This is a genomic window from Butyricimonas sp. Marseille-P2440 (genome assembly GCF_900091675.1).
GTDB classification, from domain to species: Bacteria; Bacteroidota; Bacteroidia; order Bacteroidales; family Marinifilaceae; genus Butyricimonas; species Butyricimonas synergistica.
Genome location: NZ_LT594606.1, coordinates 37,880 through 51,145, shown reverse-complemented (window position 1 = coordinate 51,145; position 13,266 = coordinate 37,880). Strand labels below are relative to the sequence as shown.

Below are 13,266 nucleotides of genomic sequence, written 5' to 3'. Positions count from 1 at the left end.
CAGTTCAACATACACTTTTACAAACAAACCTTTCCTGTCCGGGGGAAAAACTTCCCCCGAAAAAAGGACACGGTATTTATAAAACAAACTCTATTTCAGATTATCCCAAATTTTTGATATGATCTCATACTTTTCAATCACAAGGGGCCATTCGGCGTATTTCGCATACACATCCTCCCGAGATTCATTAGCAACCAAATCTACAAAATCTGCCAAATCCTCATATCTCTCCAGTGTATTGGGAAGAATCACAAAAGGATATCCCAATTCGGGATGCCAAAAAGATTCATATTGAGGATCTGCATACTCATACATAAAATCATAAGAAACTTTCTCTATATATCGCAAAAAACCGAATTTCATAGGTTCATCACCCGGATGATATATCTCTCTTCCATCTTCCCTATTTATATTCGGCAATATCCTCGCATACAAATTACCCAGATTCAAAGAAACAGTATAAAACGGAGCAATTTCTTGAGATTTATATCTCTCCAATCCACCTCCCCCCATATCTCCTCGAAGTTTGCGTCCTATTTGCACAATATCATTCCCTCTACCGGTTATATTAATTAAACCTGTTTCCATAGAAGCATAGTATTCGCTACTTTCCGATGTTCGCATTGTATTTACAAGGTACAACGACCTCGGAAGCAAATCCATAGGGAAATCAACCTCAAATGTGTGATGAAGTAACGCTTCTAAAACCGGAATTAACACGCTTATATCCTCCACTTCTGTCCATGTTATTCGCGAACTAAAGTCTGTAATCGAATAAGGCGGACGAATCACACGATAGAACAAAACGGGGTTACCATTTCGATCCTTCTCACCACGGTCATAAACGCCAATCGTGTCATCATAATAAACAGGAACCCCGTATTTCTCAAAAATCTCGTATCGCAAGGAATCCACCGGATTGTCGTAATCATCCGATACCACGAAATAATCCAAATCCAGATCCGTGGCACGCACATCATTATTTTCCTCCAAGTTGCACGCAACACATATTCCCAGCATACAACATATTATCAAAAAATATATTTTATTCATATTGCTCATGTTTTTCTTTATCATATACAATTACAGAAGTACTGACCCTTTCGTTTTGCGTCATCAACGTCGATAATTTCGTTTCGTTTTCAGGGATTGGCAAACACCAGTTACGATTGTCCTCATCATAAGGAGCCAAACGATAAACATTTCTCGGTTCCATACCGATATACAAATTCTCATTTTGATAATACTCGACATGCAAAATTTCTTTCGTGAAAGGATATTTTGCATCTACGGCATAACGTCGCAAATCAAACCAACGGTGTCCCTCGAAACATAATTCCCGACGCCGTTCATCCCGCACCCATTCCACTAGATCTCGTTCGGCAACAGGCAAAACAGGAATTTCTTCATAACGACCTCTCAAAAAATTTTCCAAAGTTTTTGCAACATTTTCCTGCCCCAATTGAGCTTCCGCTTCCGCTTTATTCAAAATAACCTCGCTCAAACGAATCGTACCGTAATCGGAGAGTGGTTTCGAAGCATCATACGCTTCCTTGTAACAAGGATATTGTATTTCCGGGAAACGAGTGTTTTCATTTTTACGAAAAAAAACTCCCGGACGATAATCTTCAAGCGTATAAACCTGTTTCAAATTCTTAGAAGGCATCACACAATAACTTTGATACGTCGTATGCCAATACGGGAACTCATCAGTTCCTTGATTAGCAATATCGCGTATAGCACATAAACGTCCCCCTTGCGAGAAAATAATTTCAGAAGCGGCAACATTCATAAAACAACTATCGGAAGAAACTCCAGCCAGATTGCTCACACTGTATTCATTTCTTTCCAACACTTTATCCGCCATAGCAATCACATTCTCGAATTCTCCCATATACAAATATACCCGGCTCAACAAAGCATACGCCGCATTCTCGTTTGCCCTAAATACGGATGGTTGCGATACGCCAGCCAAACAAGTAGCAGCCATTTGTAAATCAGACACAACAACTTCATAAACTTCATCTAACGGGGATCGATCCCAATCCTTCCCAACTACCCAATGAACTAATTTTAACGGAACTCCCAACGTACTGGAGGCCTTCTCCTTCGCATAAGGTTGGGCATAGAGATTTGCCAAAAAGAAATAGCTGGCACCCCGGATAAAATAGGCTTCCCCTTTCACCTTATTATATAACGAATCGGATGAGTACTCTTCTATTTTCTCTATAATAGCATTTGCCGTCCCTATTGATTTATACAAATTGTTCCATATAGCATCATCTTGATCATAGTACGGGAACTCCGCCCAAGTGTAAAAGCCATAAGTAGAGGGTGGATTACCTTGAAAATTACCATTACGGTATTCTCTCGCATCATCCGACAACGCCTCCAGTCCCCCGAAAGCTATAGTTTGCCAGTAGCCGCTACCGATCAACAATTCGTTCAGATCGAGAGCACAGGTAGGATGGAACTGATCCTGGGAATATTCCTCCAAAAAATCAGAACATGCCATCAAAAACAAGCCGATAATTAAATATAAACTTATTCTTTTCATAACCATTCACGCATTAAAATGTTACATTAAAATTAAGGGAGAACGACGGGCGTTCACTCATGTTGATCTCCTTGCCTGATCCTCCACTTTGCGTGGGCGATTGACCTTTCAGTTTTTTACTACAGATAGTAAACAGGTTCGTTGCCGAGAAGCCGACATAAGCCGTCTTCAAAAAGATCTTCCGGCAAATTTGTTCCGGCAAATTATAACGGAATGATAATGACTGCAACTTCAAATAATCGCCACGCACCACACGAATATCAGCATAGTTATACATATCCCAAATCGTACCGGCAAACTCGTAAGGTTTCCCTCTCCAATAACGAATATCCTGGCTATTAATCGTACTAACATATTCATTTCCACTCAAAATACCCGGAATGTTCGTAAAATTCTCGTCCCCCGGATGCCTCCAACGATCGAGCCATTCCCGACGCACACTTTCCAAGGGAACCGGAGCAATCGAATTGTTTGCTTGTGAAACATCCTCATACATATTGAGCAAACGTATTTTCGAACCCAAACTATAACTTAAATTGACAGACAAAATCATCCGTTTCCACGAGAAGGTATTAGAAACATTTCCTTGAATAACCGGCACTCGTTTCCCGGAATAAGACATGATTTCACCCAAGATCACATCCTCCCGGGTCATCTCCTCGTAACGTTTGTCATTCAAAATCTTATTTCCCCCGTCATCCAATACTTCCTGTCCATCAACCGTGTAATATTGTTCCGCACCATAAAACATGGGACGTCCGTCCTTGGGATCCAATCCCTTGAAGCGATAGGAATAAAACGAATTCAACGCACGTCCGGGAATTTGCACGTTTCCATTCAGGTAATCATCGTATTTATATTCGTCATGCAAAGTTCTGTCCTTTCTTCCATTCCCATTAATGGCTTTATCAACCAAATTATTCACGACTTGTCCCAAACCCGGGTCAAAATCCCAACGGAACCCGTCTGCCTTTCCTTGTGAAATAGCACCAAGATTATTATCAATCAAACGAACTCTCAAAGCCAACTCAATCCCTTTATTCGTCACGGTTCCCTGATTCACCGTATAAGAATTAATTCCCTCGACATACGAAACTTGTTTCGCAAGGAAAGCATTCGTTGTTTTCCGGTAGAAATAAGAGAACACTCCACTTAAATGCCCTTTCAAGAAAGAAAAATCCAATGAAAGATTAAAAGATGACGTTTTTTCCCATTTCAAATTAGGATTAGCAAATTTAGACATCGTGGAAACGAATTCCCCGAATCTTGCCGAATAAGATCCACGTTTCAATATCATCTCTGGGCTCTCTGTTTCCAACATATTTCCTTGATAACCGAATGAAGAACGTAATGTAAATTCGTTTACAAAATTCAATCCCCGCAACAAGGAGTTTTTCACATCCCAACGCCCGGACACAGACCAAATCGGTAAAATCTTATCATTACTATTTGAACCGAATTTATTCGAAGCATCCGCACGGGCATTCACGTTAAAGGTATAATCACTAAACATCGTGTAAGAAAAACTGGCATAACCGGAAACCGTATTCGTCAAATTATCCGTGTATTTTCCCACCGCCATCTCGTCATCCCGATACCATTCCTTTAACCTCGGGAATTCATCCAAATCCACTTGGGCTATTTGTTTCCCTCTATCAGGAAGATAACCGCGTACTTGTTTCTTCGTACCCAAATAACGACTCGAAGCAAGCTCCCATCCCGCCGTCACATTAATGTGATGGTTTCGATCCTCATCCAGATACTTGTTGTAAGTTGACTGTAAACGAATGGTATAAGAGGTGTTTTGTTGATCTTCCTCATCCAGAATTCCTCCATATGGTACAGTTGTAGATTGTTTAAAATTAGCTTCTCCCAAAGCGGCATTTCTTTCACCATTCGGATACTTATAGGTTCTGGTAAAATAAGTATTTTCCCCATGATACGTATCCTGGTAACTATTTGAGAAGCTATAAGCAAACGTACCGTTCACATTCCAATCCTCTGTTATCCGATAAGTGACTGCTGTCGAAAACGACAATTTATTCGTGTTTATATTATAGAACGAATTGGCAATATCCTCCAGAATATTGAATCGAACATTCGCTTCACCTCCTGATACCGACCTATTATAATAAGCATAAGAACCATCCTCGTTATACGCAGGAACAGCGCGACTGATTTGATAAGCATACGTCATGGCACCCACATCAGAAGGTCTGTATTTTCGTTTTTCCACACTACCGTTCAACCCGAAACGTATCGTGAAACGATCATACGTAGCGTTGATATTCGTTGCCGTAGTGTACGTCCGATTTACCTCTCCAAGATTATTTCCCTGATTATTCTGCATCCCGGCTGAAACATAATACTTCAAGTGAGAAGATCCTCCCGACAAATTGATCGTATGAGAGTGCATAAAGGCATCGCGAGTCAAAAGCTCGAACCAGTCGGTATTGATCGTTTCGTACTTGTTTACTAAACGTTTCATTTCCTCATACGAGATTAGCTTGTTGTAATAATCCCGCATTACCGCCTCGTAACCGACCCACGAATCAATACTCGGATACAACACGCCAGCCTCCATCAACTCCCGGGAGAGAGCCACTCGCTCCATGGAATTCATCATATTCACACTTTTTTCCCCATAATGAGGACGACGAGTCAAAGTAGCAGCAAAAGAATACCCCACGGAGGGAGGTCCCTGTTTCCCTTTTTTGGTCGTAATCACGATTACCCCGTTAGATGCCTTTGTACCATAAATTGCCGTAGCCGAAGCATCTTTCAGCACATCGATTTGCTCAATATCCTCCGGGTTCAAGCCAGAAATAGCATTACCCAACAAATTCACGAAATCAAGATCATTCAAACGTTGCGGATCTACATTCACCGGATCGCGTTGCACAATACCATCAACCACCCACAACGGTTCTTGATTACCCAACACGGAAGAAGTTCCTCGAATACGCAAACGAGGCACCGCACCAACTTGCCCGGAATTCAGCATATAGGTCATTCCCGGAATACGTCCTTCCAACATCTTGTCGATCGTGGTGATACCCGGCACCACTATATCATCAGCCCGAACAGAAGTAATCGCACTGGTCGTCATGCGAGGATCAATATCCCGGTAACCGTCGCTCACCACGGTCACTTCTTCAAGCGTGGCAACATCTTCTTTCATCACCACATTAATTGAATCCTGCCCCGTGTACGCAATGGTTTGGGATTCCATCCCAATAAAAGAAAAAACCAATGATAATTTTCCCATCTCCGGTAAATTCAAGGAAAATTTACCATCCTTATCCGTGACAGTCCCTAACGATAACCCTTTCACGGTAATCGTTACACCCGGAAGCGGAGCTTTCGATTCATCAGAAACACGTCCTTTCACTCGCACTGATTTCTTTTCCTCTTTCACCTCTTGTGGTTGGATCACAATGACCTTATCCTCGATCCGGTAAATAAATCCCAAACCTTGAAGCGCCTCGTCCAACACCTGTTGCACCGTGGCATCCTTCACGTTCAAGGATTTCACCCGTAAATTCCTCACGTCATCCACGTTATAAATAAACGTGAACGAGGTGTTTTTCCTAATCGTGGAAAACACTTCCGTCAAAGAAACGTTTTCCATCGAAAGCGTTAATCTTGCATCCTGCGAATAAGTCGTTGCCGACACTGACAAGGATAACAAGAAAAAAAGCACAAAAAATTTCATAGCCAACAACTTTTTTCGCAGCCTTATTTTCACAAGACCGCTCGAGTTACACTTTTTTTCCATAACTTTGTTCTAAATTTTACATTGAATGTATTATTGAATGTATTCCGACAGGTAACGTGGGGGCGTTGCCTGTCTTTTTTTTATTCACGCACTATTACACTTCTATCCTTTATATCAAATTCCACACGCTTCGTCTGTTCTATTTTTCTCAATATTTGTTCTATATTCTCATAACGTTTTACTTCTACTGAAAATTTCATAGATTTCAGACTCGGGTTCATGTAAAAAATATTCACGTTATACCAACGAGCCATAGCATCCAAAATTGTTTCCAAGTCCGTATCCTCAAAACAGAAAATTCCCTCACGCCACAACGAATAATTCCGGGCTTCCACCCGTTTCACCTCAAATCCGGATTTTCCTGCCTGCCATATACCCTGTTGATCAGGCGTCAAGGTCACGCTATCTATTCCCTTTTGTAATTGGACTTTTCCCTCGACCAAGGTAGTAACCACTTTTTCATTGTACGCCGAAATATTAAAACTCGTACCCAGGACCCGAACATTCACCCCGTTTACCGCCACAATAAAAGGCCTGCCTGCATCTTTTTCCACCTCGAAATATCCTTCTCCTGTCATCACCACTTCCCGCCGATTTCCCGCGAAATGAACGGGATATTTCAAGGTGGACTCGGAATTCAACCAAACCCGGGTACCGTCTGCCAGTTCCAAAGCAAACTCTCCGCCACGAGGCACGATTAACGTGTTATACCTATCCTCCCCGGTCAACGGCATCTCCACGGTATCACGCCCCGTGTATTTCACCATTTTGTCCGATGTTTGAATTTCGGCACCTCCCGTTTCTTTTATACACAAGCGTGTCGTGTCGTTCAATTCCACCTTACGCCCATCGGCCAATTGCAATTGAGCCTTCACGACGCCATGAGTGATGGCAGCCGTCCGCACGGGTACTTGCACCCGCGGTGTTTCCCGGTTCATCAGCCAAAACGCCGTTATTGCCAATGGAAGTACAATCGCCGCTGCATACTTACTCCACGCGACGCGCCGTTGTTTCCTGATCCGTCGTTTCGCTCGCTCCCAATAGGCATCCGTCATCCGACGTCCCGCGGCTTGTTCCTCCCACACCCTGTCGTTTGCTTCCAACGACATTTTCAATCGCCCGTACTCCTCTTGATGCAGCCCGTCTTCCGCAAGCCAACGGGATAATTCCTCCCGTTCCCCCTCACCGATCGTTCCCGCCAGTTCTTTCGCAATCAACCGGGCAATCCTCATTCGTCGTTCTAATAAATCCATATATCTATTGCTATTTTACCCTAGAGATTACTTTAACACGAAAGTGGGTGGGTAGAACAACAAAAAAAATTCAAAAAAAGACGATTTTAACACTCAATTCCCCAAAAGGAAAGTCAATACCAGGAAATAATTTTTTGATAATAAACCTCTTAATGTTACGTAAGCCGACTTTTTCAAATCTTTCACCGTGTTCACGGAAATTTGCAACTCTTCGGCGACCTCCGTATTATTCATACCTTTTAGGTTCATTTGAATGATTTCACGAGTCCGGGGAGGCAATTGCTCTATTGCCGCATATAAAATCCGTATGGTTTCCTGCCGGGTCACCTCTTCCAAAAAATTGTAATCATCCGTATCATTTTCATCCAATTGCGCGAAATAATTCTCCACCGCTCGCTGATGTTTACAATGGTTCCAGTATAGATGCCGTGCCACCGTGTATAAAAAAGCCTTCCCGAATTCCACCGAAACAATCTCTCCCCGCCGCTCGAACACCCGCATGAATGCCTCCTGTGCCAAATCTGCCGCTAATTCATCGTCACCCGTGTAACGCCGCATAAACGCCTGCACGGCTGGAAAATTCTCCCGGAAGAATTTCTCGAATTCCTTATCTGACTTAATTACAACACCCATGATATCGCAAAAGTAATGATTCTCTCATAATATCCCAAAATGAAGGATCAAACTTTTCTGCCCGAATCACCGGCGAAATTTCAAATATAAACACTACTTTTGCATAAAACAAACATAAAAACGGAGCTATGGACACGCTAAGGACATTACCCCCTAAATTCCCGATCGGGATTCAGAGCTTTCAAAAACTACGGGAAGAAAATTTCTTGTATGTAGATAAAACCGCTCTTGTCTACAGGTTGGCAAAAATGGGAAATCCCTGTTTCCTTAGCCGTCCCCGTCGTTTTGGCAAAAGCTTGTTGTTATCCACGCTTGAAGCGTATTTCCTGGGTAAACGGGAATTATTCCAAGGGTTAGCTATCGAAAAACTAGAACAGGACTGGTTTGAATATCCGGTACTACATCTCAGCTTAAATGCGGAAAGATACGATGCGAAAGAAAAACTAATCAATCTTCTCGAGAGCCAGTTGACAGCATGGGAAAATCGTTATGGTATCACGGATATTAATTCCAGTTACTCCATCCGTTTCATGACGGTAATTCAAAAAGCGTTTGAAACTACAGGGCGTCGTGTTGTCGTACTTATTGATGAATACGACAAACCTTTATTACGAAGCTTTGACAACCCTCAACTACAACAAGATTTCCGGGAGATACTCACCGCTTTCTACACGGTTCTCAAAGATGCCGACCCGTGGTTGCAATTCGTTCTAATCACGGGGGTAACGAAATTCGCCCAAATGGGAATATTCAGCAACCTTAACCAGTTGAACGACATCAGTTTTGACGAGGAATACAATACCTTGTGCGGCATGACCAAAAAGGAGATTGAAACGACATTTCTCCCCGAATTGGAACGCCTGGCACAAGACAACCGCATGACCACGGCAGAAGCCATAAACGAACTTGCCCGACGGTATGACGGTTACCGCTTCACCCCACGGGAAGAATACACCCCGATGTTCAACCCGTTCAGCGTGCTCAACACACTACAAAAGAGAATGTTCGGCAGCTATTGGTTCGCCAGTGGCACCCCGACCTTCCTCGTTGAAATGCTCAAGAAAACCGATTTCGATTTACGCCAATTGGATAGTATTGAAGTTCCCGCCGCCTCACTCAGCGACGACCGGGCAGACATCAACAACCCCATTCCCATGGTATACCAGAGCGGTTACCTCACGATCAAAAAGTACGAGGAAGAATTTCAAACCTATACACTGGGGTTCCCCAATGAAGAAGTCAAATACGGATTCCTCAATTTCGCAGCTTCGTTCTACACGCCCGTTTCCGAGAATAACACGGCATTCCATATCGGCAAATTCGTCCGGGAACTCCGGGAAGGCGACGTGGAAGCCTTTCTTACCCGCCTGTGTTCCTTCTTCGGGAATATTCCCTACGAGTTAAACGACCAAACGGAACGCCATTACCAGGTCATCTTTTTCATCGTGTTCAAACTTTTAGGGCAATACACCCAAGCAGAAGTGCGAAGCACCCGTGGCAGAGCCGATGCCGTGGTCAAAACCAATGACTACATATATGTTTTCGAATTCAAACTTAACGGTTCGGCAGAAGCCGCCCTCCGCCAAATTGAAGAAAAAGGATACCTGATCCCCTACACGGTCGACAAGCGGCAACTTGTAAAAATAGGCGTTTCTTTCAATAAAGAAACACGTAACCTTGGGAAATGGATTATTGACTTTTAAAGGTGTGTCGCCCATCTCATTTTATTACATGGATAGCAACACACCTTACTTTTTTCCTTAAATCAAAGAAATTTCCCTATTCAAAAAATTTAACGTCCTCTCCTTCTCAACCAAATTACGATTGCAAAAATCAAGACAAAACAAGGCAAGAGCCATTGAAATACCACGGAAATCCATCCCATATCATCTCCTCCGATAAGCAGGTTATTATCGGGAAATACCGGTCTACGCACATCAATCGGCACTTCCCCATCAGACAACCAAAAGAATAGACTCTGAACAAGAGTAAAATTCGAAGCTCGCACACCTCTTCGTGCCGAACTTAATTCTCCATTGGAAAGACAATCCGCATCACCCAAAATAGTAATCTTTTGCTCTTTTTCGCCCACGTTGCGAGTCAAGACCAAACCAGTCACATGCCTTCTCTGTTCTTCCCCACGATTGCTGTCAAAAGTAGCCTTTTGCTCCTCGTTCATAAAATCAGTCGTCTGCAACTCATTCCAAGAAAGTGAATCCGTCGCGAGAAGCTCTGTTACATGAAATCCCTTATCTGTCGAATATTCCAAACCGGCAGCATCAGGCATAGAAACGACAGCTCCCCAACGACGTAATCCATCTAACAAATACAATTCAGAAATATCTTTCACTCCTATCATCGGACGGGATTGCGTTAAATTTGAATACTCTCCGGAATTTGCCAAAATTCCCGGCACAAACTTCACCCCGAAACGTTCCAACAAAGAACTTGTAATATCACGTCTTTTCGGTTCTGTCGCAATTACTAAATTATCTCCACGTTCAATATATTGTTCTAAGTTACGCTGTTCCTCCTCGGTAAACTTTTGCAGAGGATCTGCAATCACCAAAATCCGGATATGCGCCGGAAGAGGTTTTTCCAAAGTTACCTCCTCGACATCAAAACCTTGATTAATCAACGCGGGACGAAATGACTTGTAATTCACAAAGGTGGAATAACTGCGATTATTATCTTCTTTAATCGAGCGTTCACCATGCCCTCCCAAGAACCCCACGACCGGTAGTTTCATCGTGATTCGTTTAAATGCCGCGGTAATTTCCGCTTCAGAAGGTAATCTCTCGAAATCATTAAAAATTCTAAGAAACGTCCGCTCTCCATTATCCCGGACCAATTCCCGCACAAATCTCTTACCCTCTCCGGAAAGATCCACTAATTTATCCACTTCACCCGGTTTCAAGAATAATTTACGATTCACCTTGTACAATTCCATTAACCGCTCGGCCCGTTCTTGAGTTGTCATGTTAGGGAAGCGCTGCTCCAAACCCGGATGATATATAGAATCATAATAATATACATATTTCAACTTGATCTCCGGTTTAAAACGCAAATAATGGCTAAAACGAGACATATCCGTATTCACAAAACGAGGAAACGCTATTGATTGCCCCACTTCGTCAAACAAATTCACGTAAGTCGTAATCGTCAATCCCCCATCCATCTGTTCTATCACTTTTTGACTATTAGGAGTCAACGTGTTGGCTTTCGTTGTCGTGGCATCATAATAAGATTTCATGACCGGCCGGGATGTAATATATCCCAAAACCACCGTAATGACAAAAATCACAACGTACTTGCTAATGGAAGTCGTCCAGGTAGCTTTTTGCCTACAAGCCTGCAAACGAACAATCGTCAATGAAAGGAAAAGCAATATTACAATTAAAAAATAAAGCACGTCTTCGCTACCTATAAAACCATACAGGAATGAAGTTGAACGTCCTGACATTGAAAACCAATAGGTAATATCCCGCACAAACTCAATATCCTGCCACATCATCTTGACATAGTTTAATACGGCAAGAATCGCCAACGTTCCTATTGCGGCAACAACCTGATAGGCGGTCAAACTTGACATGAACAGTCCGATGGCAGCATAAGTACATATCAACAAGTACAATCCCAACATACCGGTCAACAGCCAACGCCATTCCACGTTTTCGATCACGCAACAACCAAAAATCACGTATATACCAACAATAGCAATCAATATCAAAGCATACACCAACATGGAGAAATACTTCCCTAAAATAATCTGGGTGTTAGTCACCGGAGACGAATAAAGCAATTTGATTGAACCGCTACTCAATTCTCTACTCATCAACCCCATTGTCAACAAGGGAATATACAGGTAAAGATAATTCTGAACGTTAAACAGAAGTCCTCCTGCCGGATTGGCAAATAAATCCTGAGTCAACATCGGAGTACGATACCCCAACATCATCTGTGTTACACGCATGTCCAAGGCGGAGGTAAACGCCAAGCTAATTTGAAATACAAAAATTATAATAATAAGCCAAGCAATTGGTGAATAAAACAATGTCTGTAACTCCGTTTTTGAAATCTCGTAAATTTTCCTCATACCCTATTATTTTTTTGACAATTCTGCAAATATATCATTCAATGAACTCTTCTCGAGATTAATCTCTGTCAATCTCCAACCTCGATTCACACATGTTTCCACGATCTGTTCCATCGCATCGGAAGAACGTTCAAAAAATAAACGATACCGCGGACCACCCAACTCTTCGACCCTAATTACCCCTGGAAGTTTTAGCAATTCAACCCTCGTTGGCATAGCCATCAAAGTCGCAACCGCCGAATTAGGAGTTATGTAATTGTTAAAATCATCAACAGTTCCCGCGAATACAACATGTCCTTGTTCTATCATACGAATATCATTACACAATGCCTGAACTTCCGAAAGCATGTGAGTCGACAACATCACCGTGCGTTCTTCCGCGATTTCTTTCACCAAACGGCGAATTTCCAGAATCTGATTAGGATCAAGCCCATTGGTAGGTTCATCCAACACCACGAAATCAGGATTGTGTATTATAGCTTGCGCTATCCCCACCCGTTGGCGGTATCCCCCTGACAAATTTTTTATCACACGCTTTTTAAAATGAGAAATCGCACAACGATCCATGACCTTATCTACCGCTTTTTGCACCTCTCTTCTTGGCACATCACGCAATCCCGCGCAATAAGAAAGATATTCATTTACGGTCAATTCCGTCTGCACGGGCGGATTTTGAGGCAAAAATCCGATATAACGTTTCGCTTCCACCGCATGCTCCGTCATGGAGATTCCCTTTATCCAAACATTCCCTTGCGTAGGTCTCAACACCCCACACATGATATTCATTATCGTTGATTTTCCCGCTCCATTGGAACCAAGTAGACCAAAAATTCCCCTTTCCGGAATCTCAAAACTAATATCCTTTACAGCCCATTGCACACTATAACGATGCGATAAATTCTCGATCTTTAAAACTGCATTCTCCATAATTTATTGTATATAAAAAATC

General features: G+C 42.6%; 8 protein-coding genes. 1 reads left to right on the top strand and 7 read right to left on the bottom strand.

Annotated elements, in window-relative coordinates:
• Positions 1 to 90 precede the first annotated feature (90 nt).
• From BN8899_RS20900 to BN8899_RS00255, 5 genes are all read right to left on the bottom strand, one after another.
• The gene (locus tag BN8899_RS20900; protein WP_187376694.1) at positions 91 to 1,053 is read right to left on the bottom strand and encodes a hypothetical protein; all 963 of its coding nucleotides are present in this window, start codon (positions 1,051 to 1,053) and stop codon (positions 91 to 93) included.
• Complete coding sequence (locus BN8899_RS00270) at positions 1,046 to 2,557, bottom strand: RagB/SusD family nutrient uptake outer membrane protein (protein ID WP_187376692.1); 1,512 nt, start codon at positions 2,555 to 2,557, stop codon at positions 1,046 to 1,048. Before BN8899_RS00270 ends, BN8899_RS20900 begins: the two co-directional genes overlap by 8 nt.
• Before the next feature lie 13 nt (positions 2,558 to 2,570).
• Positions 2,571 to 6,272, bottom strand: coding sequence for a SusC/RagA family TonB-linked outer membrane protein (locus tag BN8899_RS00265; RefSeq protein WP_231932221.1), 3,702 nt, complete (start codon positions 6,270 to 6,272; stop codon positions 2,571 to 2,573).
• 143 nt (positions 6,273 to 6,415) lie between these two features.
• A complete protein-coding gene (locus tag BN8899_RS00260) occupies positions 6,416 to 7,588 on the bottom strand; it encodes a FecR family protein (protein WP_082986837.1) in 1,173 nt (390 codons plus the stop codon).
• Positions 7,589 to 7,681: 93 nt separating this feature from the next.
• On the bottom strand, positions 7,682 to 8,221 hold the full coding sequence (locus BN8899_RS00255; RefSeq protein WP_065217828.1) for an RNA polymerase sigma factor: 540 nt from the start codon (positions 8,219 to 8,221) through the stop codon (positions 7,682 to 7,684).
• Between the two features lie 128 nt (positions 8,222 to 8,349).
• On the opposite strand from BN8899_RS00255, the gene BN8899_RS00250 reads away from it, so the two are divergent.
• Positions 8,350 to 9,924, top strand: a complete 1,575-nt coding sequence (locus BN8899_RS00250; protein ID WP_065217827.1) for an ATP-binding protein — start codon at positions 8,350 to 8,352, stop codon at positions 9,922 to 9,924.
• A gap of 89 nt (positions 9,925 to 10,013) precedes the next feature.
• Here BN8899_RS00250 and BN8899_RS00245 read toward each other — a convergent pair whose 3' ends face one another.
• A complete protein-coding gene (locus BN8899_RS00245) occupies positions 10,014 to 12,317 on the bottom strand; it encodes a Gldg family protein (RefSeq protein WP_065217826.1) in 2,304 nt (767 codons plus the stop codon).
• A 6-nt stretch (positions 12,318 to 12,323) separates the two neighbouring features.
• Positions 12,324 to 13,244 (bottom strand): ABC transporter ATP-binding protein, encoded by a 921-nt coding sequence (locus BN8899_RS00240; protein WP_065217825.1) that lies wholly within the window; start codon positions 13,242 to 13,244, stop codon positions 12,324 to 12,326.
• Positions 13,245 to 13,266 lie beyond the last annotated feature (22 nt).

What these genes read in the sequence shown, in the direction of transcription:
- BN8899_RS00240 (WP_065217825.1), bottom strand. Translation starts at nt 13,244, where the DNA reads ATGGAGAATGCAGTTTTAAAGATCGAGAATTTATCGCATCGTTATAGT.
- BN8899_RS00270 (WP_187376692.1), bottom strand. Translation starts at nt 2,557, where the DNA reads ATGAAAAGAATAAGTTTATATTTAATTATCGGCTTGTTTTTGATGGCA.
- BN8899_RS00245 (WP_065217826.1), bottom strand. Translation starts at nt 12,317, where the DNA reads ATGAGGAAAATTTACGAGATTTCAAAAACGGAGTTACAGACATTGTTT.
- BN8899_RS20900 (WP_187376694.1), bottom strand. Translation starts at nt 1,053, where the DNA reads ATGAATAAAATATATTTTTTGATAATATGTTGTATGCTGGGAATATGT.
- BN8899_RS00265 (WP_231932221.1), bottom strand. Translation starts at nt 6,272, where the DNA reads ATGAAATTTTTTGTGCTTTTTTTCTTGTTATCCTTGTCAGTGTCGGCA.
- BN8899_RS00260 (WP_082986837.1), bottom strand. Translation starts at nt 7,588, where the DNA reads ATGGATTTATTAGAACGACGAATGAGGATTGCCCGGTTGATTGCGAAA.
- BN8899_RS00250 (WP_065217827.1), top strand. Translation starts at nt 8,350, where the DNA reads ATGGACACGCTAAGGACATTACCCCCTAAATTCCCGATCGGGATTCAG.
- BN8899_RS00255 (WP_065217828.1), bottom strand. Translation starts at nt 8,221, where the DNA reads ATGGGTGTTGTAATTAAGTCAGATAAGGAATTCGAGAAATTCTTCCGG.